29 protein-coding genes and 1 pseudogene are annotated in these 24,665 nt (G+C 68.9%); 18 read left to right on the forward strand and 12 right to left on the reverse strand.

The features are described from left to right. Nucleotides 1-144: 144 nt before the first annotated feature. On the forward strand, nucleotides 145-2,631 hold the full coding sequence (locus GQS65_RS13500) for a DNA topoisomerase I (protein WP_368280162.1): 2,487 nt from the start codon (nucleotides 145-147) through the stop codon (nucleotides 2,629-2,631). A 35-nt stretch (nucleotides 2,632-2,666) separates the two neighbouring features. Here the strand turns inward: GQS65_RS13500 and GQS65_RS13505 are convergent, their stop codons facing one another. Together GQS65_RS13505 and GQS65_RS13510 are read right to left on the reverse strand one after the other, a co-directional pair. Further along, nucleotides 2,667-2,981: an ArsR/SmtB family transcription factor gene (locus tag GQS65_RS13505; RefSeq protein WP_158205161.1), complete on the reverse strand. Its 315-nt coding sequence runs from the start codon at nucleotides 2,979-2,981 to the stop codon at nucleotides 2,667-2,669. A 111-nt stretch (nucleotides 2,982-3,092) separates the two neighbouring features. Then, nucleotides 3,093-3,590, reverse strand: coding sequence for an ester cyclase (locus GQS65_RS13510; protein ID WP_158205162.1), 498 nt, complete (start codon nucleotides 3,588-3,590; stop codon nucleotides 3,093-3,095). Between the two features lie 135 nt (nucleotides 3,591-3,725). Between GQS65_RS13510 and GQS65_RS13515 the strand changes: the two genes are divergently transcribed. From GQS65_RS13515 to GQS65_RS13560, 10 genes and pseudogenes are all read left to right on the forward strand, one after another. Beyond that, nucleotides 3,726-4,442, forward strand: a complete 717-nt coding sequence (locus GQS65_RS13515; RefSeq protein WP_158205163.1) for a phosphoglycerol geranylgeranyltransferase — start codon at nucleotides 3,726-3,728, stop codon at nucleotides 4,440-4,442. Nucleotides 4,443-4,479: 37 nt separating this feature from the next. Then, nucleotides 4,480-5,112, forward strand: coding sequence for a helix-turn-helix domain-containing protein (locus GQS65_RS13520; RefSeq protein WP_158205164.1), 633 nt, complete (start codon nucleotides 4,480-4,482; stop codon nucleotides 5,110-5,112). Nucleotides 5,113-5,151: 39 nt separating this feature from the next. Continuing rightward, nucleotides 5,152-6,456 carry an aspartate--tRNA(Asn) ligase gene (gene aspS / locus GQS65_RS13525; RefSeq protein ID WP_158205165.1) on the forward strand — a complete coding sequence of 435 codons (1,305 nt, stop codon included), beginning with the start codon at nucleotides 5,152-5,154 and terminating at the stop codon, nucleotides 6,454-6,456. Between the two features lie 154 nt (nucleotides 6,457-6,610). Next, a pseudogene (locus GQS65_RS13530) lies at nucleotides 6,611-6,850 on the forward strand (cation:proton antiporter domain-containing protein); the annotation flags it as partial. Nucleotides 6,851-6,984: 134 nt separating this feature from the next. Further along, complete coding sequence (locus tag GQS65_RS13535; protein ID WP_158205166.1) at nucleotides 6,985-8,175, forward strand: MFS transporter; 1,191 nt, start codon at nucleotides 6,985-6,987, stop codon at nucleotides 8,173-8,175. Between the two features lie 81 nt (nucleotides 8,176-8,256). Continuing rightward, a complete protein-coding gene (locus GQS65_RS13540; protein WP_158205167.1) occupies nucleotides 8,257-9,090 on the forward strand; it encodes a pantoate kinase in 834 nt (277 codons plus the stop codon). Between the two features lie 57 nt (nucleotides 9,091-9,147). Further along, nucleotides 9,148-10,155 carry a M48 family metallopeptidase gene (locus tag GQS65_RS13545; RefSeq protein WP_158205168.1) on the forward strand — a complete coding sequence of 336 codons (1,008 nt, stop codon included), beginning with the start codon at nucleotides 9,148-9,150 and terminating at the stop codon, nucleotides 10,153-10,155. Between the two features lie 53 nt (nucleotides 10,156-10,208). Beyond that, complete coding sequence (locus tag GQS65_RS13550; protein ID WP_158205169.1) at nucleotides 10,209-10,964, forward strand: 4-phosphopantoate--beta-alanine ligase; 756 nt, start codon at nucleotides 10,209-10,211, stop codon at nucleotides 10,962-10,964. 105 nt (nucleotides 10,965-11,069) lie between these two features. Further along, entirely contained in the window at nucleotides 11,070-11,228 is a 159-nt protein-coding gene (locus GQS65_RS13555) for a hypothetical protein (RefSeq protein WP_158205170.1), read from the forward strand. A gap of 90 nt (nucleotides 11,229-11,318) precedes the next feature. Continuing rightward, the gene (locus GQS65_RS13560; protein ID WP_158205171.1) at nucleotides 11,319-12,242 is read left to right on the forward strand and encodes an FAD-dependent oxidoreductase; all 924 of its coding nucleotides are present in this window, start codon (nucleotides 11,319-11,321) and stop codon (nucleotides 12,240-12,242) included. Between the two features lie 52 nt (nucleotides 12,243-12,294). Here the strand turns inward: GQS65_RS13560 and GQS65_RS13565 are convergent, their stop codons facing one another. The 7 genes from GQS65_RS13565 to truD form a co-directional block, all read right to left on the reverse strand. Continuing rightward, on the reverse strand, nucleotides 12,295-12,552 hold the full coding sequence (locus GQS65_RS13565; RefSeq protein WP_158205172.1) for a DUF3194 domain-containing protein: 258 nt from the start codon (nucleotides 12,550-12,552) through the stop codon (nucleotides 12,295-12,297). Between the two features lie 3 nt (nucleotides 12,553-12,555). After that, nucleotides 12,556-12,960 (reverse strand): prefoldin subunit beta, encoded by a 405-nt coding sequence (locus GQS65_RS13570; RefSeq protein ID WP_158205173.1) that lies wholly within the window; start codon nucleotides 12,958-12,960, stop codon nucleotides 12,556-12,558. Between the two features lie 166 nt (nucleotides 12,961-13,126). Next, nucleotides 13,127-13,453, reverse strand: coding sequence for a KEOPS complex subunit Pcc1 (locus GQS65_RS13575; protein ID WP_368280166.1), 327 nt, complete (start codon nucleotides 13,451-13,453; stop codon nucleotides 13,127-13,129). 4 nt (nucleotides 13,454-13,457) lie between these two features. Further along, the gene (locus tag GQS65_RS13580) at nucleotides 13,458-13,592 is read right to left on the reverse strand and encodes a DNA-directed RNA polymerase subunit P (RefSeq protein WP_158205174.1); all 135 of its coding nucleotides are present in this window, start codon (nucleotides 13,590-13,592) and stop codon (nucleotides 13,458-13,460) included. Nucleotides 13,593-13,615: 23 nt separating this feature from the next. Further along, a complete protein-coding gene (locus GQS65_RS13585; protein ID WP_158205175.1) occupies nucleotides 13,616-13,891 on the reverse strand; it encodes a 50S ribosomal protein L37ae in 276 nt (91 codons plus the stop codon). A gap of 271 nt (nucleotides 13,892-14,162) precedes the next feature. Further along, nucleotides 14,163-14,885: a DUF2103 domain-containing protein gene (locus GQS65_RS13590; protein ID WP_158205176.1), complete on the reverse strand. Its 723-nt coding sequence runs from the start codon at nucleotides 14,883-14,885 to the stop codon at nucleotides 14,163-14,165. A gap of 74 nt (nucleotides 14,886-14,959) precedes the next feature. Then, on the reverse strand, nucleotides 14,960-16,333 hold the full coding sequence (gene truD, locus GQS65_RS13595; protein WP_158205177.1) for a tRNA pseudouridine(13) synthase TruD: 1,374 nt from the start codon (nucleotides 16,331-16,333) through the stop codon (nucleotides 14,960-14,962). Nucleotides 16,334-16,514: 181 nt separating this feature from the next. On the opposite strand from truD, the gene GQS65_RS13600 reads away from it, so the two are divergent. Continuing rightward, nucleotides 16,515-17,603, forward strand: coding sequence for an NADH:flavin oxidoreductase/NADH oxidase (locus tag GQS65_RS13600; RefSeq protein WP_158205178.1), 1,089 nt, complete (start codon nucleotides 16,515-16,517; stop codon nucleotides 17,601-17,603). Between the two features lie 19 nt (nucleotides 17,604-17,622). Here the strand turns inward: GQS65_RS13600 and pth2 are convergent, their stop codons facing one another. After that, on the reverse strand, nucleotides 17,623-17,961 hold the full coding sequence (gene pth2 / locus GQS65_RS13605) for a peptidyl-tRNA hydrolase Pth2 (RefSeq protein ID WP_158205179.1): 339 nt from the start codon (nucleotides 17,959-17,961) through the stop codon (nucleotides 17,623-17,625). An 87-nt stretch (nucleotides 17,962-18,048) separates the two neighbouring features. Between pth2 and GQS65_RS13610 the strand changes: the two genes are divergently transcribed. The 5 genes from GQS65_RS13610 to GQS65_RS13630 all read left to right on the forward strand — a co-directional run bounded on the left by GQS65_RS13610 (nucleotide 18,049) and on the right by GQS65_RS13630 (nucleotide 22,041). Next, on the forward strand, nucleotides 18,049-18,771 hold the full coding sequence (locus GQS65_RS13610; protein WP_158205180.1) for a Yip1 family protein: 723 nt from the start codon (nucleotides 18,049-18,051) through the stop codon (nucleotides 18,769-18,771). A gap of 106 nt (nucleotides 18,772-18,877) precedes the next feature. After that, nucleotides 18,878-19,465 (forward strand): dCTP deaminase, encoded by a 588-nt coding sequence (dcd, locus tag GQS65_RS13615; RefSeq protein WP_158205181.1) that lies wholly within the window; start codon nucleotides 18,878-18,880, stop codon nucleotides 19,463-19,465. Between the two features lie 34 nt (nucleotides 19,466-19,499). Further along, nucleotides 19,500-20,396, forward strand: a complete 897-nt coding sequence (locus GQS65_RS13620) for a thiamine-phosphate synthase family protein (RefSeq protein ID WP_158205182.1) — start codon at nucleotides 19,500-19,502, stop codon at nucleotides 20,394-20,396. Continuing rightward, the gene (locus tag GQS65_RS13625; RefSeq protein WP_368280169.1) at nucleotides 20,393-21,073 is read left to right on the forward strand and encodes a methyltransferase domain-containing protein; all 681 of its coding nucleotides are present in this window, start codon (nucleotides 20,393-20,395) and stop codon (nucleotides 21,071-21,073) included. Before GQS65_RS13620 ends, GQS65_RS13625 begins: the two co-directional genes overlap by 4 nt. Before the next feature lie 110 nt (nucleotides 21,074-21,183). Beyond that, entirely contained in the window at nucleotides 21,184-22,041 is an 858-nt protein-coding gene (locus tag GQS65_RS13630) for a DUF7537 family lipoprotein (RefSeq protein ID WP_158205183.1), read from the forward strand. A 404-nt stretch (nucleotides 22,042-22,445) separates the two neighbouring features. Here the strand turns inward: GQS65_RS13630 and engB are convergent, their stop codons facing one another. Next, nucleotides 22,446-23,063 (reverse strand): GTP-binding protein EngB, encoded by a 618-nt coding sequence (gene engB, locus GQS65_RS13635; RefSeq protein ID WP_158205184.1) that lies wholly within the window; start codon nucleotides 23,061-23,063, stop codon nucleotides 22,446-22,448. A gap of 72 nt (nucleotides 23,064-23,135) precedes the next feature. Here engB and GQS65_RS13640 point away from each other — a divergent pair, with 72 nt between their 5' ends. Next, a complete protein-coding gene (locus GQS65_RS13640; RefSeq protein WP_158205185.1) occupies nucleotides 23,136-23,837 on the forward strand; it encodes a 5-formyltetrahydrofolate cyclo-ligase in 702 nt (233 codons plus the stop codon). Here the strand turns inward: GQS65_RS13640 and GQS65_RS13645 are convergent. Further along, nucleotides 23,827-24,651 carry a hypothetical protein gene (locus GQS65_RS13645; protein WP_158205186.1) on the reverse strand — a complete coding sequence of 275 codons (825 nt, stop codon included), beginning with the start codon at nucleotides 24,649-24,651 and terminating at the stop codon, nucleotides 23,827-23,829. The genes GQS65_RS13640 and GQS65_RS13645 overlap by 11 nt on opposite strands. Between the last annotated feature and the right edge of the window lie 14 nt (nucleotides 24,652-24,665).

Genomic DNA, 24,665 nt, shown 5'->3' on the forward strand with positions numbered 1-24,665 from the left:
CACACGTCCCGCGCCCGCGTGAGGGCGGGCGAGTGAGCGCACCCGTACACGCCGCACACGCGCGCAGTGGTGCGGTTTTCGCGGCGAAAACGTTACGTAGTGGGTCGGCTTACCGACGCCAATGACCGACAGAGGTGGGTGTCCGTGGAACTGATCATCACCGAGAAGGACAACGCGGCCCGTCGCATCGCCGAGATTCTCAGCGAGGGCGGCGCGAGCGTGGACCGACGCAACGGCGTTCCGGTGTACGAGTGGGGCGGCAAGCGCTGTATCGGCCTGTCGGGGCACGTCGTCGGCGTCGACTTCCCGCCGGAGTACAACGACTGGCGGGACGTCCGACCCGTCGAACTCGTCGACGCACGGGTCGTCAAGACCGAAACCCAGGAGAACATCGTCGCGGCGCTGCGCTCGCTGGCCCGCGAGGCCGACAGCGCCATCATCGCCACCGACTACGACCGCGAGGGCGAACTCATCGGGAAGGAGGCGTACGAACTCGTCACCGACGAGAACGAGATACCCATCTCGCGGGTCCGGTTCTCCTCCATCACCGACCGCGAGGTCACGAACGCCTTCGCCAACCCCGAGGACCTCGACTTCGACCTCGCGGCCTCGGGCGAGGCGCGCCAGATAATCGACCTGATGTGGGGCGCGGCGCTCACACGGTTCCTCTCGCTGTCGGCGAAACAGCTGGGCAGCGACTTCATCTCCGTCGGCCGGGTCCAGTCGCCGACGCTGAAGCTCATCGTCGACCGCGAACGCGAGATCGAGGCGTTCGACCCCGAGGACTACTGGGAGCTGTTCGCCGACCTCGCCAGCGACCACGACGACGAACCGTTCGAGGCGCAGTACTTCCTCTACGACGATGAGGACAACGAACAGGAACGCGTCTGGAACGAACCCGACGCCGACGCCGCCTTCGAGCAGTTGCAGACCGCGAGCGACGCGACGGTCGAGTCCGTCAACCGCCGGACCCGAACGGACGACCCGCCCGCGCCGTTCAACACGACCCAGTACATCCGGGCCGCCGGCTCCATCGGCTACTCGGCCCAGCGCGCGATGAGCATCGCCGAGGACCTCTACACGGCCGGCTACATCACCTACCCCCGGACGGACAACACCGTCTACCCCGACGACCTGGACGAACGCGAACTCCTCGAACGGTTCGCCGAGCACGCGCGGTTCGGCGACGACGCCGAGTCGCTGCTCGACCGCGAGGACATCGAACCGACCAGCGGCGAAAAGGAGACGACCGACCACCCGCCCATCCACCCGACCGGCGAGTTCCCGACCGACATCTCCGACGACGAGTGGGACGTCTACGACCTCGTCGTCCGGCGGTTCTTCGCCACCTGTGCCGAACCCGCGGAGTGGGCACACCTGAAGGTCGTCGCGGACGCTTCGGGATGCTTGCTCAAAGCGAACGGCAAGCGCCTCGTCGAGGAGGGCTACCACGCGGTCTACCCCTATCACTCGACGACGGAGAACTACGTGCCCGCCGTCGAGGAGGGCGAGACGCTCGCCGTCACCGACCCGCGCCAGGAGGCCAAGCAGACCCAGCCACCCCGTCGCCGCGGGCAGTCGCGCATCATCGAGACGATGGAGAAGATGGGTATCGGGACGAAGGCGACCCGCCACGGGACGCTCCAGAAACTCTACGACCGGGGGTACATCGAGAACGACCCGCCGCGGCCGACGAAACTGGCGATGGGCGTCGTCGAGGCCGCAGAGCGGTTCGCGGACCTCGTCGTCAGCGAGGAGATGACCGCACAACTGGAGTCGGACATGAGCGCCATCGCCGACGGTGAAGCGACCCTCGACGAGGTGACCGACGAGTCCCGCGCCATCCTCAAGCGCGTGTTCGCGGACCTCCACGAGTCACGCGACGAGGTCGGTGAACACCTCCGGAAGGCGCTGAAGGCCGACAAACTGCTCGGACCGTGTCCGGAGTGTGGCGAGGACGTACTGGTGCGGCGTTCGCGCTACGGGTCGTACTTCGTCGGCTGTGACGGCTACCCCGACTGCGAGTACACGCTGCCACTCCCCTCCAACGGCGAACCGATGGTGCTCGACGAGGCCTGCGAGGAGCACGGCCTCCACGAGGTGAAGATGCTCGCCGGCCGGGACACCTACACCCACGGCTGCCCGCTCTGTCGGGCCGAGGAGGCCGACGACGCCGAGGACCGTATCATCGGCGAGTGTCCCGACTGCGGTTCGGAGGAGGGCGGAGAGTTGGCCATCAAGACGCTGCGCTCGGGGTCGCGGCTCGTCGGCTGTGTCCGCTACCCGGAGTGTGAGTACTCACTGCCGCTGCCCCGCAAGGGCGACATCGAGGTGACCGACGACTACTGCGAGGAACACGACCTGCCGGAACTCGTCGTCCACAACGACGGGGACGACCCGTGGGAACTGGGCTGTCCCATCTGTAACTTCGCGGAGTACCAGGAGCGCACCGCGATGCGGAACATCGAGGACCTGGACGGTGTGGGCGCGAAGACGGCCGAGAAACTCGCGGCGGCGGGCATCGAGAGCCTGGACGACCTGCGTACCGCGGAACCCGACGACGTGGCCGGCGAGGTACAGGGCGTCAGCGCCGACCGAATCCGCGAGTGGCAGTCCCAGGCGGCGACCTGAGACGACGAGCCGAGGGCGGCGTGTGTCGGTCGGAGTCAGTTGGGGTTAGGAGCGTAGTCGAACCCGGAGTCGTTCTCGGCGACGGTGACGAAGATACGCTCGACGACCGCCCACTCCTGTCGGACCCGCTCGGAGGGGAGGTAGACCGCACCGTAGTCCTCGCCGCCGACCGTCACGATGCCGTTGTCCTGGAGGACGTCGAGGTGGTGTCTGACGGTCTTGTAGTCGAGGTCGAGCCGTTCTGCGAGTCGGTTGGCGTTCTGTGGGCGGTCGTGAATCGCCCTGAGGATGCGTGCGCGATTCGTCCCGCCGCGAGTACCGGTCAACACGTACCAGAGCGCAGCCTCCATACTACACCCCGAGGAGCGCGGACGGTAAAACGGGGGCGTGTCGTTGCAGCGGTTAGCGGCAACCATCGCCGTGTAGGCCGTGCGATACAGTTCGATAGTGAACGTCCGCGGTCAGACCAGCGTTCCGACCTTCTCGCGGGCCGCGTCGACGTAACCGCGGCTTAGCTGTCCGGCCAGGCCCGTCCAGTCGAGGTCCAGCCAGGTCTCGGCGACACGGTCACCTTCGTAGCGGTGGCGACCCCAGCCGTCGACGCTGAGTTCCGTCCCGCTCGGCGGGAGGGGGCCGACCCAGCCGTCGTGGGTCGCCTCGAACGTCCACTCGGTCTCGACCAGGTCCTCGGTGGAGTCGAGACGGTGGATGTCGAACCGGATGTCGGGGAACGCTCGGAGGAACAGACCGGCGACACGCCGGTACCCGGTTCGCGTGACCGACCCGACGACGGGGAACCCGTGCCCCCGGTACTCGGGCAGGTAGAGGTCGGGGATGACGCTGGGGTCCTGGTCGTGCCAGACCTCCTGGAAATCGCGGCGACTGACGCGCTCGATGTCGGGCGACACGTCGACGGGGGCGTCGGCGGGCCGACCCTCGGCGTCGGAGCAGCGGGACATGTCACCGCGTCCACCGGGCCGTAGTATATCTCTCGGGGGAATCAGTGTAGCCCCCACAACCAGCCGTGCTATACACATAGCCCCTCCAGCTGGTCGTGTCGAAGCCGTTTTGTCCGGCCGTTCGGTCCACCGAGTATGAACCCGTGGACCGAGTGGGACCACATCGTGAAGGTCGACCCCGACAAGACGCTCTACGAGGACGAGACGTTCGAGGACGTCGTGGCGACCGGTACCGACGCCATCTCCGTCGGCGGGACGCTGGGGATGACCGAGGAGAAGATGGCCGAGTACGTCCGAGGCTGTATCGAGGCGACGCGAGCACACGACGTCCCCGTCTTCATCGAACCGTCCAGTGCGGGCGTCGTCGTTCATCCCGACGGGTTGGAGGGATACCTCATCCCCATCGTCTTCAACGCCGGCGACATCGCGTGGATGACGGGCGTCCACAAGGAGTGGGCGCGAATCGACGACGACATCGACTGGGCACACACTCACACCGAGGCGTACATCGTCATGAACGAGGAGGCGTCGGTAGCGGAGTACACGCAGGCGGACTGTGACCTCGCCCCGGACGACGTCGCCGCCTACGCCGAAATCGCCGAGCAGATGTTCGGTCAGGACATCGTCTACGTGGAGTACTCGGGGACCCTCGGCGACACCGACGTCGTCGGGGCGGCCCACGACGCCCTCGACGACGCCACCCTGTTCTACGGTGGGGGCGTCCACGACTACGACTCGGCACACACGATGGGCCAGCACTCGGACGTCGTCGTGGTCGGTGACCTCGTCCACGACGCTGGCTGTGCGGCCGTGAGAGAGACTGTCGAGGGTGCAAACGACGCGAGAAACTAACCCGTCATTATATACTCCTTGCTCACGCAGGGCTGATATGAGTCTCATCGCCGCCCACCGAGTCCAGTCGCCGACGCTGGCGATGGCCGAGACGCTCGCGGCGAGCGACGTGCAGTTGTCACTCGAACGGACGACAGCCACCTCGACCGACCGGTCACGGCTCCACTTCTGGGCGAACGGCGCGGACCTCGACGCCTTCGAGACGAACCTGCGGGCCGACGACACCGTCGCCGACTTCGTCCGCCTCGACGAGGTGACCGACGAACGGCTGTACAGCGCCGCCGTCGACACGACTGCGACGCTCTCCGCCGTCGACGAGGAGTTCGACGCGATCTCCCTCAGCGTCCAGTACACCGACGGCTGGTGGCACACCGAGTCACGGTTCCCCGACGAGGACAGCCTCGACCGGTATCGGACGTGGCTCACCGACCGCGACGCGGACATCGAAGTCGAGAACGTCTACGTCGAGGACGTCTCCGACCGCGGGCCGAACCTCACGCGCCGCCAGCGCGAGACGGTCCTCCTCGCCTACGAGGAAGGGTTCTTCGAGGTCCCGCGACAGGCGACGCTGACGGACCTCGCCGTCGAGTTCGACGTGAGCGAACAGGCCATCAGCCAGCGCCTCCGCCGGGCGTACTCACGACTCGTCGCCGGGAGCTACGGGAAGTAAATCCGACCCACTTTAGCCGCTCGACCGACAGGCTGGCGTATGGACGACCGAACGTACACAGCGGACGCCGAACCGGGCGACCACGTCACCGTCGCCGGCTGGGCACACGAGATCCGCGACCTCGGTGGTATCGCCTTCCTCATCGTCCGCGACAAGACCGGCAAGATACAGGTCAAGTTCGCCAAAGACGAGATGGACGAGGACCTCGTCGAGACGGGCACGAACGTCTCGCGCGAGTCCGTCGTGCAGGTGACCGGGAGTGTAGAGGAGGAGCCGCGCGCCCCCACGGGCGTCGAAATCGTCCCGGAGAGCGTCGAAGTCGTCGCTCCCGCCGACCCCGAACTCCCCCTCGACCCCTCCGGGAAGGTCGACGCCGAACTCCCGACGCGCCTCGACAACCGCACCCTCGACCTCCGGCGCGACGAGGCGAAGGCCATCTTCGAGATTCGCGCGACGGTCCTCGCGGCCGTTCGGGACTACTTCCGCTCGCAGAACGCGACCGAGATCAACACCCCGAAGATCGTCGCCACCGGCACCGAAGGGGGCACGGAGCTGTTCCCCATCACGTACTTCGGGCAGGAGGCGTTCATGAACCAGTCGCCACAGCTGTTCAAACAGCTGATGGTCGGCTCCGGGCTGGAGCGCGTCTTCGAGATCGGCCCCATCTTCCGCGCCGAGGAGCACAACACGCCACGACACCTCAACGAGGCTACCTCCATCGACTTCGAGAGCGCGTTCATCGACCACCAGGGCGCGATGGACGTCTGCGAGGGCGCGCTGAAGGCGGCCTACGAGGCCGTCGCCGAGGAGTGCGCCGACGAACTGGAGACGCTCGGGCTGGCCGAGGCGTTCGAGGTGCCCGAGGAGGCGTTCCCGCGCCTCTCCTACGAGGAGGCCATCGAGCGCGTCAACGCGACGGGCGACCTCGACGAGCAACTGGTGTTCGGCGACGACCTCTCGACGGAAGCCGAGAAGGCACTCGGCCGCGACGTCGGCGGCCACTACTTCATCACCGACTGGCCCAGCGAGGTCAAGCCGTTCTACATCAAGGACCACGACGACGACCCGGACCTCTCGACGGGCTTCGACATGATGCACCCGAACATGGAACTCGTCTCGGGGGGCCAGCGTGAACACCGCCACGACGAACTCGTCGCCGGCTTCGAACAGCAGGGGCTCGACCCCGACGCGTTCGAGTACTACACGAAGATGTTCCGCTACGGTATGCCGCCCCACGCCGGGTTCGGTCTCGGCGGCGAACGACTCGTCATGACGATGCTCGGCCTCGACAACATCCGGGAGGCTGTGTTGTTCCCACGCGACCGCCAGCGGTTGTCGCCGTAGGCGACTCCGCAACCGTCGCGTGGAAACAGGGAGCAGCTCTGCTGCGACCGTGTTCCCGAGGGACCGGCAGCGGCTGAACCCGTAGGCGACGGTGGCTCCGGGACGGTTCGTCGCGGACCGTCTACTCGGTCTTCGTCTTCACGGTGCCCGGGGCCGGCCGCTGGCGGGCCTCCTCGCTCTGGTCGGGGTCGACCGTGACCGGAGCGAGCGTGCGACCATCGCGTTCTTCGGCGTTCGGGGGCTGGGCTCGTTCTACTACCTCGCGTACGCACTGAACCACGCGCCGTTTCCCGACGCCGACCTGCTCTGGGCGGTCGTCGGCTTCACCGTCCTCGTCTCGGTCGTCGTCCACGGCGTCACCGCGACACCGGTCGTCGAGCGACTCGGTCGGTAGCCGGGACGCTGTCGGCCCGTACCCACCGACCGCGCCCACGGAGACGGTCGGAACCCGTCGACCGCCGAGTGCCGGTTCCGGTGAGAGGGCTCCGAACCGCCGCGTTTTTCAGCGCGACCGACGCCCGGTAGCGTGTGGACCGGAAGTCGAGCGTCGTCGCCCGCTACTACGCGTACATGGCGCTGTCGACGCTGGGCTTCCTCATCCCGGTCTGGGTCGTCCTGCTCGACGACGCCCGCGGGTTCACCTACACGCAGATTTCGGTGCTGGACGTCGTGTTCTTCGGCACCATCCTCGTCGCCGAACTCCCGACGGGCTACCTGGGTGACCGCATCGGCCGGCGGAACGCGCTGGCGATCAGTTCCGTCGCCATCGGTCTCGCGGCGACGGCGTTCGGCGTCGCCGAGTCGTTCGAGTCGTTCCTCGTCGTCTACGTCGTCTGGGGCGTCGCCCAGACGTTCCGGACGGGCAACGACAGCGCGTGGCTCTACGACGCGCTCGTCCGATACGGCGAACCGGAGTCGTTCACTCGCGTCCGTGGTCGAGGATTGGCCGTCTTCCTGGCGACGAACGCCGTGACGAGCGTCGCCGGCGGCTACCTCTACGCGATGGACCCGACGTACCCGTTCTACGCGACCGGCGTCGTCAACGTCCTCGGTGGTGTCGTCGTGGCGACGCTCCCCGAGGCGGTCGTCGACGACGCCGACCGGTTCACGCTCCGGGAGGCACGGGTCGCCCTCTCACGGCTGGCCGCACCCTCGCTTCGAGGCTTCCTCGTCTACGCCGCGCTGTTCTACGCCGTCGGGTGGAGCGTCGACCTGTTCGTCCAGCCTATCAGCCTCGACGCCGGCCTCGACGCGGTCGAGTTGGGCTACCTCTACGCCCTGCTCGTCGGGGCCTCGGCGCTGGCGAGCAACTACGCCGGCGTGCTCGCCGAGCGGGTGGGTGTCGCCAGACTGCTCCACGGCGCACCGGTCGTCCTCGGCGTCGCGTTCGTCGTGCTGGGCCTCTCGCCGCTGGCGGCGGTGCCCGTCTTCCTCCTGATGCGGGTGCTGCTGAACGTCACGACGCCCGTCGCGGAGGGCTACCTCAACGACCGGACGCCGTCGCTCGGGCGGGCGACCGTGCTGTCGGCGTTCTCGATGGCCGTCTCGCTCGCCTCCATCCCGGTGAAACTGGCCAGTGGGCCGCTCGCGGACGCCACGACGCTGTTCGTCACCATCGGTGCGCTGGGAGTCCTCCTCCTCGTCGGGTCGGCGGTCGTCTTCGCGGTCGGTCGGCCCGTCGAGGACGGCGTCCCGGCACGGGTCGTCGAGTCGGACTGACGCCGAACGACGTCGACATCCCGACGCTCCCACGGAGACGGAGTGTAACGTTGAAGTGCGCGACGGGCCGACTCCGGAGCGATGACAGCCCGCGCGTTCGTCCCCGGCCACGTCACCGGCTTCTTCAGCGTCCACGCCCACGACGACCCGGTCGTCGCCGGGTCTCGGGGCGCGGGCCTCGCCCTCTCCGACGGCGTCACGGTCACGGTCGACCCGGTCGAGACGGTGGGCGACGGTGGCGTCGTCCTCGACGGTGACTCCGTCGAGATGCCCGCCGTGACCGGCGTCGTCGAGCGCCTCGGGACCGACGCTCGCGTCGTCGCCGAAACCGACCTCCCCATCAGCGCCGGCTTCGGCGTCTCCGGAGCGTGTGCGCTCGGGACGGCACTCGCCCTCGACGCCGCGACGGCGGGGGGCCACACCGAACGCGAACTCGTCGCCGTCGCCCACGCCAGCGAAGTCGAGGCCGGGACCGGTCTCGGCGACGTGGTCGGACAGGCCCGCGGCGGGATGCCGATTCGCCTCGACCCCGGCGCGCCGCCACGAGGCTACCTCGACGGCCTCCCCGCACGCCCCGACGTGGAGTACGTCACCTTCGGCGGCCTCGACACCGCCGAAGTGATCGGTGGGGACACCGAGACGCTCTCTCGGGCCGGTGAGGAGGCGCTCGAAACGCTCCGTACGTCACCCACGGTCGAGACGTTCATGCGTGCCTGCCGGCGGTTCTCGCGTGAAGCGGGGCTACAGACCGACGAGGTTCGCGCGGCTATCGAGGACGTGCAGTCCGTCGGCGGCGAGGCGGCGATGGCGATGCTCGGCCAGACGGTGTTCGCCCTCGATGATGGGTTGTCGCGGGCGGGCTACGACGCCCGGTCGTGTCGGGTGACCGCGGGCGCGACGCTGGTCGGGGAGTAGTCCCCGACACGGTCGGCGAGTGCCAACACTGATGAGAACACTCACCAACGAGATGCCATGTCCCTCGTCGGTCGCTGGCTCCTCCGCCTCGAGACGGGAGCGACACTGCTCGCCGTCGCCGTGCTGGCAGCCCTCCCGTTGCTCGCGGGACTCGCTATCGCGGGCTATCCGTTCTACACGGTGTTCGGTGTCCTCCTGTTGATTCTCGCCGGCAACGTCGGGTGGTTCCCCGTCGAGGCCGTCCTCCCCGTGACGGCGCTGCTCACTCTCGCCGCGGTGGCCGTGACGGTCCGCCTCGCGGCACGGCGTTACGACCTCGAAACGCTGCAGGTGTTCGGCACCGGTGACCTCGTCACGACGCCGGCGACGCCGGAACACCGGCCGCGACTCTGCGAGACGGTCCGGTCGGTCGCCCAGCGACTCGACCACCCGGAACCCGAGGTGCTGGTCGCAGGCCCCGACGCCCCGTCCGCGATGACCGTCGGTCTCCGACCCCGGCAGACGACGCTCGCCGTCTCGACGGCGACCCTCGACGCGCTCGACGCGGCGGAGCTGGAGACCGTCGTCGCCCACGAACTCGCACACGCCGCCAACTACGATTCGGTCGCCAAGACGCTCCTCGTCGCCCCGAACCGGCTGTTCGGGACGCTCGGTATCGTGGCGTTTCAGCTCACACACCTCCTCGCTCCGCTCGCTCTCCCGTACTACGTCGCGTTCGTGGCCGTCTCCAGCGAGTTCTCCCGGACCCGCGAACGGGCCGCCGACCGCGCCGCCGCGCGCGTCACCGGCAACCCCGCGGCGCTCGCCACCGCCCTCGAAACGCTCGGGCCGGACGGTAGCGAGCGGCCGGCCCCCGACGCCAGAGTCGCAGCCATCGACGCCCTCTCGATCGTCCCGGCGAGCGACGAGTACGCGATTCGGACCGACTGGGACCGCCGGCCGCTGGTCTGGTCGGTCCAGAGGCCGATTCGCAAGTGGTGGGCGGCGCTCGGCGCGAAACACCCACGGACCGAGGCGCGCCTCGACGCGCTCCGCGAACTCGAACGCGAACAGGAACGGGCGTGACTGCACGCACGACACAACACACCGTTTTTCTCCCGACCCGCCAACCCACAGGCATGAGCGATATCGCTGTCCCGGAGAGCCACCCCCGGTACGAGTCCCTCCTGACGCGCCACCGCATCGAGGCGGGCGTCGAGAAGGGCATCACGAGCCAGCAGGGACTCATCGCACAGGGTCGCGGCGAGGCGTTCGACTACCTGCTCGGCGAGCGGACCATCGAGAGCGCCGACGTGGCGGCCCGTGTCGCCGCCGCTCACCTCCTGCTCGCCGAACACCCCGTCCTCTCGGTCAACGGTAACGTCGCGGCGCTCTGTCCGGGCGAACTCGTCGAACTCGCCGACGTCGTGGGGGCCGACCTCGAAGTCAACCTGTTCAACCGGACCGACGAGCGGATGCGTGCTATCGTCGACCACCTCCGCGAACACGGCGCGACGGACGTGAGAGGTCTGACCGCCGACGGGCGTATCCCCGGTATCGACCACGAACGGGCGAAGGTCGACGCCGAGGGTATCGGGGCCGCCGACGTCGTGCTGGTCCCGCTGGAGGACGGTGACCGGGCGGAGGCGCTCGGCGCGATGGGGACGGTGGAACTCGTCGTCGACCTCAACCCACTCTCGCGGTCCGCACAGGTCGCCACCGTCCCCATCGTCGACAACGTGATTCGCGCGGTGCCGAACGTGACCCGCCACGCCCGGGACCTGACCGACGCGAGCGAGGCGGACCTGCGGGCCATCGTCGAGGCGTTCGACGCCGAGGCGACGCTCGACGCCGCCGAACGGGCGATTCGGGACGGGACCGAACGGGAGGCGTAGTCCGATTCTTCGCCGCCACGCGTGGCGGCACGAAAGACACTTGCTGTCCTCGAAGTGAGAGGGGACAATGACAGAGACAGGTTCGACCACGACGGGGGCCGACCGGTGACCGTACCACGACGCGTGCTCGTCGACCGAGGCGATGCGGACAGCCGTATCGGCACCAACCACCTGCTGGCGGCCGTCGACGAGTCACACTCCAGTATCGGGGCGTGGGAAGACGGTCAGCGTGACCGTAATCGGGACCTCTTCACCCTCGGCTGAGAGGACCGCCCGCTCCTCCCGTATCGGACACTGTCACCGTAGTCGGGGAGTACCGCAACCGATAAACACTGGGTTGTACTACCCAGTAGTATGTCACAGTTCGACGGATTCAGTCCGGTAGACGAGGCCGACGTGACCCGCGCCATCGCACGGTCGTGGTCCGAAGCGTTCGAGCAGCGTATCGACACCGACGTCATCGTGGTCGGTGGCGGGCCCTCGGGACTCGTCACGGCGGCGGAACTCGCACGACGAGACGTCGACGTCACCGTCGTCGAGAAGAACAACTACCTCGGCGGGGGGTTCTGGCTCGGTGGGTTCCTGATGAACAAGGTCACCGTCCGCGCACCGGCGCACACCGTCCTCGACGAACTCGGCGTCCCGTACGACGCCGTCGAGGACGTCGATGGGTTGTACGTCGCCAGCGGCCCCCACGCCTGCTCGGCGCTCGTCGAGCACGCCTGTGGGGCGGGTGCGACGATACAGAACATGACCGAGTTCACCGACGTCGTCGTCCGGGAGGGAGACCGGGTCGGCGGTATCGTGATGAACTGGACGCCGGTCCACGCGCTCCCACGGGAGCTGACCTGTGTCGACCCCGTCGCCGTCGAGTCGGACGTGGTCGTCGACGCGACGGGCCACGAGGCGCTGGTCGTCTCCAAACTCGACGAACGGGGGGCGCTCGACGCGCCCGGCGTCGCCGCGGCCCGCGACCGAGGCACGGTGATGGACGCCACCGCAGACGACGAGTACGGTGCGCCCGGTCACGACTCGCCGGGCCACGGGTCGATGCACGTCGCCGAGAGCGAGGACGCGGTGGTCGAGCGCACCGGTCGGGTCCACGACGGCGTCGTCGCTACGGGGATGGCCGTCGCCACCACCCACGGCCTCCCGCGGATGGGACCGACGTTCGGCGCGATGCTCCTCTCGGGGAAGGTCGGGGCACAGGCCGTCATCGACGAACTCGGCGTCACCGTCGACCCCGTCGAGACGACGCCCGCACCCGCCGACGACTGACGGAGCGGTCGCTGACCGGGTCGCGTCGAGAGGAAGGACGCGGAGACGCGCCTCAGTTCGACTCGTCGAACAGGTCGTCGACCGCAGTTCGGGCCGCGAGTACGGCGTCCTCGGCGACCTGTTCGTCGTCGCCGGGCGCGTCGAGGTAGACGTCGACCTCCAGTACGCCCTCGGCGAAGTGGACGGTCACGTCGACGTCACGGACCTCACTCTGCTTGTAACGGTCGAAGACGACGCCCTCCGCGGCGTCGCTGGCCGTCTGGACGACCGTCTCGTCGCTCGGTTCACCGTCGGTGACGTCGGATGCCATCGCTCAGTCGCCGCCGGGACCGCCCATACCGGGGCCGCCGGGACCCTGCGGGCCGCCCGCGCCGCCGCCCTGAAGCATCTCCTGCAGTTCCTGCTGGAGTTCCTCGAAGCGCTCCTGGACGCGCTCTTCCTGCTTGTTCAGCGTCTCGACGCGAACCTCCAGGCTGTCGACCTTCTCTTCGAGGGACTCCTGGGCCTCGCCGTACTCCGTCTCGACGAGCAGTTCGCCGACCTGCTGGTACATCGTCGTCTCCTCGTCGATGTTCTCCAACTGGTCGAGTGCGGCCTCGGACTCCGAGAGCGTCGACTCGGACTGCTGTTTCTGCATCGCCACGTTCTGGGCGGTCTCCTGCAGGTCCTGCAGTTCCTCGATCTTCTCCTGTGCCTCGGGCGGCAGATTTCCTTGCATGTCCGGTCAGTCGCCTCCCAGCCTGAAAAAGGCCCGCTATTCGGTTCGTCGACGGAACGACACGATTCCGAGCGGTTCGACGGGGTGAGCAGGGCGAACCCGCACGCGACTCACACAGGGAGAGACGGTCCACCGGCCCCGGAGATTCGGCCGGCGACGGCGCGAATCACGACTCGTTGGCTCCGGAGCTACGCTCCGAGACATCGCACGACGACGTCTTGCTAGCTGCCGAGCTACGCTCGGCAACCTCCACCAGCGTACACCACGTGTTCAGCCCTGCCCGAAGCGCGACGAGGTCCTCGGCGACGACGTCGACGGTGAGCGTCGCCCCCGTCCGCGAGAGGGTCGCGCTGGTGCGGTCGCCGTCGATGTCGTCGACCTCCTGGCGGACGCTCCGTTCGACGACGCGGGCGCTCTCGGCGTCGGGGTACGAGAACGTGAGAACGACACCGTGGGGCGAAGCCGCGTGCCCGCTGGCACGCTCGTCTGACACGACTCTACTCGACCTGGACTTCCTTCACGTCGCGGCTGCGCTCCTTGAGGAGCACGCGGTGGCCGCAGTACGGACAGCGGACGCCACCGTACTCGTCCAGTTGGACGTCACGCTTGCATCGGGAACATTTGTAGCTCATAGCTGGAGTGTGGGTCGAAGGGGTTACTCGCTGTCGGACAGCGCGGCGCGAATCGAGCGGCGGACCTGACGGCCACCGGGCGTCTCGGGACGGTACGTACCGCCGGCGAACGTGTAGTCACAGCGGCCGCACACCCAGATACCCGTCCCCTTGCGGTCGACGGTGGGCGACCCGCAGTCGGGGCAGGTGTGGTCGTCGTGCATGTCCGACTCGATCTCCGCGACGCGACGGCGGGCGACGCGGCCGTAGCGGGCACCGAAGCGACCGGCGGAGCCCACGGTTCCTTTCTTCTTGGCCATGATACGAGTCGCTACCTTCGACAGGGGTATAAATCCGTTGAGTCGCCGCTAGGAACGGTCGCTTTCGTGTGAGACTGTGTCGCGGGTGTGGACGAAGCGAGACGGGACGACAGCCCGAAAGCCCCCGATGCGACGACTCGGGCGACTCGCTGCGCGCTTCAGTCGCTCGTTACACTCGCTCCTTCCAGTGCTTACTTCGTCGGCCGTCGCTCTCACACCGGCCCCGTTCAGTCACCCGCGTGGTTCGTGGAGGCGAGCGTCGGGTGGTGGTTCAGTCGTCCTGCAGTCCCTCGTCGTGGAGGGCCTGGTCGAGGTCCGCGCGGATGCGCTCGCCCGTCTCGCGGTCACCGGCGGTGGTGACGATGCGGTTCTCCTGGACGCTGGAGCCGTCACGGATGAGCAGTCGGACGTTGCCGTGTTCGTCGGCACGGGTCGCCTTGGCACGAACGCCCGACCGCGACCCCGAACCACCGGCGTCGATGGGGCCGGGGATGACCTTCTTGACGTGCGGGTGGGCAGCGACCGTCTCGACGGCGCGGCGGCCCGCCCGATTCCCGATGAGCGTGCTGTGAGCACCGCCCAACTTCTCGTGTGGAGCCTTGTCGACGGTTTCGAGCGCGGGTTCACCGCGCCGTTCGACGACTGCCTCGACGGGGTCCTCGCCGTCGACGCGGTAGAAGGGGTAGTGCGCCTGCGCCCGGACCGACGAGAGCACCGTGCGGTCGCCCGTGGCGTACACCTCTTCGGGGCGCTTGCGGTGAATCTCGTCGGCGACGAGACCCGCGAAGTTGCGCAGTTCGGTGCCTTCGAGGTCACCCGTCTCCGGGGTCGTCGTGACGGTCCGGTCCGAGACCACCGCGTCGTCGCGGAGGGCGACGACGCGTGCTCGGTCACGGGAGAGGTCGAGGACGACGGTGTCGGCGTTGGCCGTCCGACAGACCAGACAGAAGTCGCCCGGTCTGTCGAGGTCGCTGGCGCACTGCCGACAGGTCATTGTCGGACGGTAGAGCGAGCGCCGAATAAGGGGGACGGTTTCCACGAACCGTCACGAACGACCACGGGAGAGACTCAGGCGAGCGTCTCGGGGTCGGCCTTCAGGAACTCACGGAGCACGACCGTCGCGTACGACCCCGAGGGGAGGTCGAACGTGAACCGGAGCGCGTTCTCGGAGGCGACGGACTCGATTTCGAGGTCGCTTCGCAGGCGAATCGCTCGCCGCGTGCCCTCGGACTCGAAGCCGTGGGGGTTGTCGAAGTCGGCCGGGTCGAGGCCGGCCTCGTCGAGCACCGACCGTTCGAGTTCGCCCGGGTCGCCGTCGCCGAGTTCCGTCTCGGTACCGACCAGCGGCGCGGTGACGAACGCCCGGCCACGCTCGCAGTGACGGGTGACGGTCCGAACGCGCGTCTCGTCGACACGCTGGAGGCGGTCGGTGTCCGGTCGGCCCTCCTCGTCGGTGAAACAGACCACGTCGCCCGCGACGGGGCGGTCGAACGGCAGTCCCCGCTCCAGTCGGACGGAGCAGATGCGGTTGAACAGATAGGACTGCGCCGCGTGGACGAACAGTCGCTGGAGGTTCGACGGCGCGGTTTCGAGGGCTTCGCGGAAGTCGTCGGGCGAGTCGTCGCCCTCGACGAGGCGGTGACACATCGCCCGTTCGTAGCCCAGTCGCTTCGGCAGGCGGTCGAGCGCCCCCTGCCAGTCGCGGGTCTCCTCGACGTAGCGACGGGCCTCTCGTGTCGAGTCGGGTTCGCGCTCGCTCGGATTGCCGACGTAGGCCACGACCGCGCCCTCGTAGTCCTCGCGGACGATGGCCAGGCCCACCTCGTGGGTGACGGGGCGTTTCGACCCGAAGCGCTGGTGGCCGAAGTAGTTCGGGACGCAGACCGACGTCGCCAGCGGGAGCGAGTCGTCGACACCCGACACGGTGTTCGAGTCGGCGGTGTCGGCGTCACAGAACGCCGCGAGTTCGGCGGCGACGGTCGACGCCCGCTCGGGTCGCTCCACGTCGCGGACGACGAGTTCGAACTCGTTGCCTCGCAGGTCGCCGAACAGGACCGGTCGCCCGGTCCGGCCGAGCACCTCGACGGCGGCGTTCCTCAGGTCGGGCAGGTCGTTCTCGTCGGTGTCGACCGAGAACAGCTGTGTCGTGACGGCGCGCTTGTCCTTCGTCCCCGCCCACGAGACGCGCTCGCGGCTCATCCCCAGTCTGTCGGAGAGCGCCGACGCGAAGTCGTTGGTGTCCCAGCCGTGGAGCGTCGCGCGGAAGACGAGGTGGCCGTACGAACCGGGGTCGGCGTCGACCGGTTCGACGTCGACGGCCTCCAGTTCCCGGACCCGGAAGTCCTCGGGGCGAGCGCGGAGCCGGCCGCCGATGCCGGCCGCGTCGCTGACGTAGGACGCCATCCCGACCGCCTGCTCGACGGGGTGGCCCGGCCGCGTCATCGGGCCTCCGTCGCGTCGAACGGCGTCTCAGCGTTCGTAGTCGTGGTCATACCCGGCGTAGACGTGGGGTCGGTAAGGGGTTGTCCATCGTCGGAGACCGCTCGTATCAACCCACCGCGAGGATGCGTACTCTCTGCCGATTCCGACGCGCCTTTTCTACCGACGCTCCGAGGTGAGAGCGATGGACCTGTTCACGCCCCTGACGCTGCGGGGTACGGAGATTCGGAACCGCGTGATGGTGTCGCCGATGTGCCAGTACTCCTGTGCGCTCGACGGCCTGGCGACCGACTGGCACCTCGTCCACCTCGGTCAGCGGGCCTCGGGCGGCGCGGGCGTCGTGATGACCGAGGCGGCCGCCGTCAACCCGGAGGGCCGTATCTCGCCACACGACCTCGGCATCTGGAGCCAGGAGCACGCGAACGCGCTCGCTCCCACCACCCAGTTCGTCCGTGGGCAGGGCGCGACCCCGGCCATCCAACTCGCCCACGCCGGCCGGAAGGCGTCGACCCACCGCCCGTTCGCCGACGAGTCCGGCCCGGTCCACGGCGAGCACGGCTGGACGCCCGTCGGCCCGACCGACGAACCCTACCCCCACGACGACCCGCTCGACGTGGAGGCGCTCGACCAGGACGGTATCGAGGGGGTCGTCGACGACTTCCGGACGGCCGCCGAACTGTCGCTGGACGCCGGCTTCGAAATCGCCGAGGTCCACGGCGCGCACGGCTACCTGCTCCACGAGTTCTACTCCCCGGTGACGAACACCCGCGAGGACGACTACGGCGGCGACTTCACCGGACGCACCCGACTGATTCGGGAGGTGACCGCCGCCGTCCGCGAGGTCTGGCCCGACGACAAGCCCGTCTTCGTCCGCCTGTCGGCGACCGACTGGCTGCCGGACCGCGAGTCGTGGACCGTCGACGACACGGTTCGACTCTCTCGTGACCTCGAAGCGGCCGGCGCGGACCTCGTCGACGTGAGCGGGGGCGGTATCCACTCCGACCAGCAGGTGCCGGGGACCGGCGCACACTACCAGGTGCCCTACGCCGAACGTGTCAAACACGAAGCCGAGGTCGCCTCGGGCGCGGTCGGGAAGATAACGACGCCGCAGGGAGCCGACGAGGTCATCCGCAACGAGCGGGCCGACCTCGCCATCCTCGCTCGGGAACACATCAACGACCCGTACTTCACGCTCCACGCGGGCGAGGAACTGGGCCGGATGGACGCCGTCGACGTGCCCGACCAGTACGAGAGGGGCTTCCCCTCGTCGTAGTCGAGGACGGGTCGGTCGACTACAGCAGCGAGAGGTCGCCGGTCACCTTGTCGACCATCGCGTCGTTCGCGGGGCCGACCGCGAGCGTCGTGACGGTGCCGGGGTCCAGTTGCGTGTGGCCGGCGTCGCGGACGACGGCGTGTGGAAGCCCCTCGCGGCGGGCCTGCTCTGCGAGTTCGAACACCTCGGACTCGCCGCTGGCCTCGAGGACGATCTTCTTCTGCCCGCCGGACTTCCACTCGCGCTGGGCGTCGGGACCGGCGTTCTCGTAGGCAGAGAGCGAGGCGTGGGCGACCTGTGCGGCGAGTTTGCCGGTGCCCATCCCGATGTCCGTACGGGCGACGATGGCCTGTTTCATACCCCACGCTGGGTGAGACGGCCAAAGCGCTGACGACTCGTCGGGAGCGAGGGGAAGAGCTATGCCGCAGTTGTCGAACACCCAACCATGCTCGGTCCCCTCCGCCGACCCGACAGCTACTTCCAGCGTCACACGCCCGGTCTCCGTCTCAGGCGGGCGATGACCGTCGCCCTCCTCGTCGCCCTCGTCGCCACCGCGACCATCGGCGTCTTCGGCTACACGCTCGCCGAACGGGCCGGCGACACGACGGTGACCGTCGACAACGAGAACCGGCCCGACGAGTGGGTCTGTGAACAGCACGGCGACGACCCCGACTCGCCGTTCGCCGACGGCTGTGACCAGCCGGCAGAACGCGAGGTCCGTGCGAGTTCGCTCGTCTGGGACGCCGTCGAGGGGCAGCTCCCGCTCGTCTTCTTCGCCTCGCTTTCCGGGTGGTTCTTCGGCGGCGTCGGGATGCACCTGCTGACCGCACTGGCCGGCGGCGAGGGCTCGTTCGGCGACTCGCTGGCCGTCGCAGGGTGGGCACAGGCCGCGACCCTGCCGCAGTTCGTCGTACTCGGCGTCGTGTTCTTCACGTTCGCCAGCGGGTTCGACTTCGGCGGCGGGGAGGCCGCCCTGCGCTCGCAGGTGGCGACGCTCCGGAGCGACCTCCAGCACCCGCTGGTCGTCCTCGGTGCGGTGGTGACGACGGTGTGGCAGGCCGCCGTCTACTACCACGGGATGCGCCACGCCCGGAACGTGAGTTCTGACGCCGCGCTCGGTATCGCCGTCGTCGTCGGACTGCTCTCGCTGGCCGGGACGGTGCTCTGAAGCGTCGAGTGCGCCACCGGTCGGTCACGGCGGGGCCCCGGGACGGGAACGCCGACGCGCCCGACTGACCGAGGGGTTTTACCCCCTGTCGGTCGCTCGTTCCGGCATGATACTGTCGGACGTGGACATCCTCGAACGACTGAACGACGGTACACTGGTCGTCGAACCGTTAGACGACGTCGACCTCCAGGTCCAACCCGCGAGCGTCGACGTACGACTCGGGCGAACGTTCCTGGAGTTCCAGCGTGCGAACATCCCGTGTATCCACCCCAACCGCGAGACGGAGGTCGACGACTACGTCACCGAGACGACCGTCGAGGAGGGCGGCGAGTTCATCCTCCACCCCGGCGACTTCGTCCTCGGGACGACCCACGAACGCGTCGAGGTGCCGCCGGACCTCGTCGCGCAGGTCGAAGGTCGCTCGTCGCTCGGGCGACTGGCCGTCGTCGTCCACGCGACGGCGGGGTTCATCGACCCCGGCTTCCGGGGCCACGTCACGCTCGAACTCTCCAACCTGGGAACCGCTCCGGTCGCGCTCTCGCCGGGGATGCGCGTCTCACAACTCGTCTTCACCGAGTTGAGCACGCCCGCTGCACGCCCCTACGGCAGCGAGCGTGGCTCGAAGTACCAGGACCAGGCCGGCCCGCAGGCCTCCCGGATTCGAGGCGACAGGGAGTTCGGAGGCGACCAATGAGTGTGAGAGACGACCACCCGAAGGGAGTCCGACCATGAAGTTCATCGAAGAGGTGGTCGTCGACCAGTTCCTGCCGACGTTCCGCTCGATGCTCGCCGAGGACCTCCGTGGCCGGGGCCTCACACAGCGCGAGGTGGCGACGCTGCTCGGCATCTCACAGAGCGCCGTCTCGAAGTACGCCCACGGCGACGTCGAGCGAAACGAGCGGGTGCTGGCGGACCAGCGCGTCCAGTCGCTGGTCGAACGTCTCGGCGCGGGACTCGCCAGCGAGGAGACGACCCCCGTGCAGGCGCTCGCGGAGGCGGAGGTGCTCGTCCGGCAACTCGAACGCGGTGACCTGCTGGCGACGCTCCACGAGGAGGCGATGCCCGAACTCGCCGCCTACGACGGCGAGTTCTCGATTCACGACGCCGACAGCGACCTCCGGGCCGCCGAACGCGCGCTCTCGTCGGTCCGCCGTGGGCTTCGCGTCCTGGAGAACACCAGCGGGTTCGCCGGCCTCATCCCCGCCGTCGGGTCGAACCTCGTGATGTGTCTCCCCGACGCGACGGGTATCGACGACGTCGCCGGCGTCCCCGGTCGCATCCTCGACGTGAAGGGGCGGGCGACGGTCCCCGGCGACCCCGAGTTCGGCGTCAGCGAACACGTCGCTCGCGTGCTGCTGGCCACCCGTGCAGGCGGGTCGGACGCACGCGCCGCGCTCAACGTCCACTACGACGAGTCGGTGCTCGAGGGGTTGAACGAACAGGGACTCACCGCCGTCGGGTTCGACCCCGAGGCCCCGCTCGACGACGCCATCGCGGCGGCGCTGGCCGACGTCCCGGACGTCGACGCCCTCTACCAGTCGGGCGCGTTCGGCATCGAACCGGTCGTCTACGTCCTCGCGAACGACGCGGCGACGGCGGCCCAGCGAGTCAGGAGGCTGGTGTGAGCGACCGCGACCCCGTCCAGGAGTTCTACGGCCGGTACGCCGCGCTGTACGACGCCATCGCAACCGCCCCTGGCGTCACACGCTGGCGAGCGAGCGCCGGCGACGCCCTCGACCTCGGACCGGGCGACACCGTCGTCGAGATGGGCTGTGGGACCGGCGCGAACCTGCCCCACCTCCGTGAGCGCGTCGGCCCCGAGGGTCGCGTCGTCGGACTCGACCTCACGCGCCCGCTGCTGGTGCGAGCACGCGAACGCGTCGAGCGCCACGGATGGGAGAACGTCGCCGTCGTACAGGCGGACGCGACTGCACCGCCGGTCGCCCGGACCGACGCGATACTCGGGTCGTTCGTCGTCGGGCTGCTCCCCGACCCCGCGGCGGCCGTCGCCGACTGGTGCTCCCTGACCGACGGCCGCATCGCGCTGCTCGACGGGACGAGCAGTTCGCACCCGTTCGGCGCGTTCGCCAACCCCCTGTTCGGTGCGTTCGTCGGTGCCGGTGCTCCCGCGGACTCGCTCGGCGAGTCCGTTCGGCAGGCACTCGCGGGGGGAGACGCCCGCGAGGGGTTGGACGAGAAGGTCGCTGCTGCCCGCGAGGAACTCACCGCACGGTCGAGCGACCGCAGGTACGACGAGCACGCAGCGGGGTTCGTCAGCGTTCTGAGTGGCGACGTCGGCTGACCGTTCACGAGGCTCGTGGCCGTTCCCGGCCGCCGTGGACTCGACGACGGTCCACCCGGCCTCAAGCGGCGTCACGGAACCCTTAACCGAGCGGACGCAGACGAGCGACCATGCGCCGCCTCCTCCCGCTTCTCCTCGCAGTGCTGGTCGTGCTGGCTGGCTGCAACGGCATCGGTCTCCCGGGGTCGGGAGACGAACCGGGTCTCGATACGAACACGACGGAGACACCGATGGCGACGCCGGGGACGCCGGGTGAGAACGTCACCGGCGAGTCGGTGAAAGCCGAGGCACTCGCCGCTATCGAGGCCGTCGAGACCTACCGCCTTCGGGCGAACCAGACGACGCGCTACGCCGAACTAAACCGCACCGTCAACTCGACGGTGAACGGGACGTTCGACCGGACGGTCCGGAACGCCAGTCTCGTCCAGAACCTGACGGCGAGGAGTCTCGCGTTCTCCGTCGAGACGTACGTCGACGGGGCCAGCGAGACCCGCTATCAGTACAGTCGCATCTACGAACAGGAGTACGACTCCCGGTGGATCAGGACCGACCTCTCGGGCAACTTCTCGGCGACGTGGGAGCAGTACGACACCCTCTCGCGCCAGCGAGCGCTACTCGAAGCCTCGAACGTCACCCTCGACGGCATCGAGCGCGTGAACGGAACCGACGTCTACGTCCTGACCGCCACCACCAACCGGAGCGAGTACGAGGCGCTCGGCATCGGAACGGGCGGTGCGGCCAACGTCTCGACCGTTTCGGCGACGTTCTACGTAGGTGTCGAGGACGACCGACTCGTCCGTTCGACGGTGAACGTCTCGGGGACCGAACGGGCGAGCGGGCGGACGCTGACGTTCGAGCGGACGACCGACCTCCGGTTCGACGGCTACGGCGAACCGGTAGACATCCAGCTACCGGCCGGCGCGAGCGACGCCGTGACGGTGGCCTCGCCGAACGGAACCGTCGCGTAGTCACTGGGCGCTTCTCCGACGGGGTCGGCCGACGAGCAGGCGACGCGCTGGAAGCGGCGTGGCCGTGCGTCGCGCGCCGTGGGGCCGAATCCACGGGTGAGGGGTTCCTCTCGGGCGACCACGCCGTGCTGGTCAGACGATGGCGAGGCTGGCCGCGTTCCGGTACTTGAACGTGCGGCGTCGGTCGCGGGGCGGACCGAACAGTGCGTGGTACCGCGAGCGAACGGAGTTCCCGCGAACGAAGCGAGCGGGAGCACGGAAGACGAGCGGAGCGAGTCCTCCGGAGTGAGCGAGCGGGCTGACGAGCGACCAACGGGAGCGAGGAGGCTTTTGCCAGCGAGCCGAGTGCGACCGCGAGACACTGCCGAGCGTGTCGCACTCTGGCGAGCGCAGCAAAAGGTGGTTCAGAAGAACTGGAACAGGTCGTCCCGGCCGGCGTCGTGGAGGTGGGTGCGGACGGCGTCGGTCAGCGGCGTGATGGACCCCCGTTTCGCCGTGATGGGGGCGACGGTGTCCTGCCACTGCTTCCAGGGCGGGTAGAGACCGAGGCGGTCACACACCTCGTCGAGGCGGTCGTCGCGGTCGTCGACCTTGTCCATCTTGTTGACGGCGACGACACAGGGGATGCCGAGGTCCTCGAACAGGTAGAACAGTTCGACGACGTGGGGAATCTCGTCGGGGCCGGAGTGACGGTCGATGATGTCGACGACGCTCTTGCCGTCGACGACGACGACGCCCACGAGGATGCTGTCGGCGTGCTCCTCCAGGTAGTGGACGATGTTCGTCTTGATCGCCTCGCGGTGGTCGGCCTCGACGCCCTCCATGAACCCGAAACCGGGGAGGTCAGTCAACACGAAGTCGTGGGACGACCAGTCGTAGTGGTTCGGCGAGCGCGTGACGCCCGGCTTCCCACCGGTCGAGAACTGCTTGCCCGTGAGTTCCCGCATCAGCGTCGACTTCCCGACGTTGGACCGACCGACCAACACCACCTCCGCGCCCCGCTCGGGGCGACCCTCGAACATACCCGTCGTACCCCGTCAGCGCCGATAAGTGCGGCGGGACACGCCTTTGTCACGGCCGCACGTCCCGTCGGTATGGAGAAACAGGCCATCCGCGAACGGGTCTGGGACACGCTGGAGGCGGAGGGTATCGCCCGGTTCCCCTTCCCGCCACACGGGCGTATCCCGAACTTCGACGGCGCGCCGGCGGCGGCCGAGCGACTCGCCGACCTGCCGGCGTGGCGCGAGGCGACGGCCATCAAGGCGAACCCCGACGCGCCACAGTTACCGGCGAGACGCGCAGCACTCCGCGAGGGCAAGACCGTCTACATGGCCGTCCCGCGACTGCGCGAGGAGGAGTGTTTCGTCGAACTCGAACCCGCCGAACTGGCCGATACCGACGCCGCCGCCACCGTCGGCGGGATGGACGACTACGGTGTGCGTGTCTCTCCCGACGAGATGCCGCGGGTCGACCTGGTGCTCTCGGGGAGCGTCGCCGTCACCGAGGCGGGCGAGCGTATCGGGAAGGGCGAGGGCTACTCGGACCTGGAGTTCGCCGTGTTGGGGGAACTGGGCCTCGTCGACGAGTCGACGACGGTGGTGACGACGGTCCACGAGCGACAGGTCGTCGACGACGCGGTCGAGACGGGCGACCACGACGTGCCCCTCGACGTCGTCGTCACCCCCGAGCGGACGCTCCGGACCGACGCGGCCGGACGTCCCGACGGCATCGACTGGTCGCTGCTGGACGAGGAGCGAGTCGAGGAGATACCGGTGTTGCAGCGATTCAGCGAGTAGCACGGCGAGCGGACGAGTCGCCGCCCGACGCCAGCAGCGACCGGACGGCCGCGCGGTAGCGGTCGGGGTCGAAGTCGAGCGTCGTCTCCCGGCTGAGTTCGCGTGTCTCGCCCTCCGGCCCCTCGACGGTCCGGGTGGCCGTTCGGGTCACCGTCTCGTCGGGGTAGACACTGCCGAGGACGTACAGCGTCCCCGTGTCGACCTTCCAGAGGGCGAGGAGGCCCGCGACCGAGAGGTCGAACGCCGGGACGCGAATCGGCCCCATTCGTGGCGTGTCCGGTTCGTCGTACGAGAGGGCCGGAACCGCCATCGACCCGCCGACGTCGTAGGTCCGCTGGACGCCGGTGAGGGCCTCGGCGAGCGCCGTCCGTTCGTAGGTCGGGTTCGAGACCCCCCGTTCGGCGAGCTGTGTCTCGACGGCCGGGAGGATTCGTGCCTCCAGTCGGTCGACGGTCAGCGCGGCGTTGACGTAGCTCTCGACGTCGACCCGGGTGAGCGAGGCGAGGACGACCGGCCGGTCGAACGCGCCGCGGGTCCGGTCGGCGACGCGCTCACGAGCGGGCGTGTAGGAGAACAGCGTCGTGTAGACGGCCGCGGTCACGTCGACGCCGTATCGGCCCTCCGAGAACGTCTCCGCCGTCTCGTCGAGGACCGTCCACTCGTCGGCGTCGGCCCCGTCGAGTCGAGGCTGACCGTCGTCGGTGCTCGGGAACCCCGGCGCTCCCGCCGCGACACCGTCGTCGTACAGCGTGAGCCCCGTCGCTCCACCGACGCCGACGACGCCGCACAGCCCGAGGAACCGTCGTCGTTTCATGGCTGACACTCACC

The organism is Halomarina oriensis (assembly GCF_009791395.1).
GTDB classification, from domain to species: Archaea; Halobacteriota; Halobacteria; order Halobacteriales; family Haloarculaceae; genus Halomarina; species Halomarina oriensis.

Bases quoted from the DNA above. Each gene is read 5' to 3' on its own strand.
- GQS65_RS13645 (WP_158205186.1), bottom strand. From the start codon at position 24,651: ATGAAACGACGACGGTTCCTCGGGCTGTGCGGCGTCGTCGGCGTCGGT.
- GQS65_RS13515 (WP_158205163.1), top strand. From the start codon at position 3,726: ATGAACCCGTGGACCGAGTGGGACCACATCGTGAAGGTCGACCCCGAC.
- GQS65_RS13590 (WP_158205176.1), bottom strand. From the start codon at position 14,885: ATGACCTGTCGGCAGTGCGCCAGCGACCTCGACAGACCGGGCGACTTC.
- GQS65_RS13520 (WP_158205164.1), top strand. From the start codon at position 4,480: ATGAGTCTCATCGCCGCCCACCGAGTCCAGTCGCCGACGCTGGCGATG.
- GQS65_RS13640 (WP_158205185.1), top strand. From the start codon at position 23,136: ATGGAGAAACAGGCCATCCGCGAACGGGTCTGGGACACGCTGGAGGCG.
- aspS (WP_158205165.1), top strand. From the start codon at position 5,152: ATGGACGACCGAACGTACACAGCGGACGCCGAACCGGGCGACCACGTC.
- GQS65_RS13565 (WP_158205172.1), bottom strand. From the start codon at position 12,552: ATGGCATCCGACGTCACCGACGGTGAACCGAGCGACGAGACGGTCGTC.
- GQS65_RS13550 (WP_158205169.1), top strand. From the start codon at position 10,209: ATGAGCGATATCGCTGTCCCGGAGAGCCACCCCCGGTACGAGTCCCTC.
- GQS65_RS13545 (WP_158205168.1), top strand. From the start codon at position 9,148: ATGTCCCTCGTCGGTCGCTGGCTCCTCCGCCTCGAGACGGGAGCGACA.
- GQS65_RS13585 (WP_158205175.1), bottom strand. From the start codon at position 13,891: ATGGCCAAGAAGAAAGGAACCGTGGGCTCCGCCGGTCGCTTCGGTGCC.
- GQS65_RS13510 (WP_158205162.1), bottom strand. From the start codon at position 3,590: ATGTCCCGCTGCTCCGACGCCGAGGGTCGGCCCGCCGACGCCCCCGTC.
- GQS65_RS13630 (WP_158205183.1), top strand. From the start codon at position 21,184: ATGCGCCGCCTCCTCCCGCTTCTCCTCGCAGTGCTGGTCGTGCTGGCT.
- truD (WP_158205177.1), bottom strand. From the start codon at position 16,333: ATGACGCGGCCGGGCCACCCCGTCGAGCAGGCGGTCGGGATGGCGTCC.
- GQS65_RS13505 (WP_158205161.1), bottom strand. From the start codon at position 2,981: ATGGAGGCTGCGCTCTGGTACGTGTTGACCGGTACTCGCGGCGGGACG.
- GQS65_RS13600 (WP_158205178.1), top strand. From the start codon at position 16,515: ATGGACCTGTTCACGCCCCTGACGCTGCGGGGTACGGAGATTCGGAAC.
- pth2 (WP_158205179.1), bottom strand. From the start codon at position 17,961: ATGAAACAGGCCATCGTCGCCCGTACGGACATCGGGATGGGCACCGGC.
- GQS65_RS13610 (WP_158205180.1), top strand. From the start codon at position 18,049: ATGCTCGGTCCCCTCCGCCGACCCGACAGCTACTTCCAGCGTCACACG.
- GQS65_RS13540 (WP_158205167.1), top strand. From the start codon at position 8,257: ATGACAGCCCGCGCGTTCGTCCCCGGCCACGTCACCGGCTTCTTCAGC.
- GQS65_RS13620 (WP_158205182.1), top strand. From the start codon at position 19,500: ATGAAGTTCATCGAAGAGGTGGTCGTCGACCAGTTCCTGCCGACGTTC.
- GQS65_RS13560 (WP_158205171.1), top strand. From the start codon at position 11,319: ATGTCACAGTTCGACGGATTCAGTCCGGTAGACGAGGCCGACGTGACC.
- GQS65_RS13580 (WP_158205174.1), bottom strand. From the start codon at position 13,592: ATGAGCTACAAATGTTCCCGATGCAAGCGTGACGTCCAACTGGACGAG.
- engB (WP_158205184.1), bottom strand. From the start codon at position 23,063: ATGTTCGAGGGTCGCCCCGAGCGGGGCGCGGAGGTGGTGTTGGTCGGT.
- GQS65_RS13570 (WP_158205173.1), bottom strand. From the start codon at position 12,960: ATGCAAGGAAATCTGCCGCCCGAGGCACAGGAGAAGATCGAGGAACTG.
- dcd (WP_158205181.1), top strand. From the start codon at position 18,878: ATGATACTGTCGGACGTGGACATCCTCGAACGACTGAACGACGGTACA.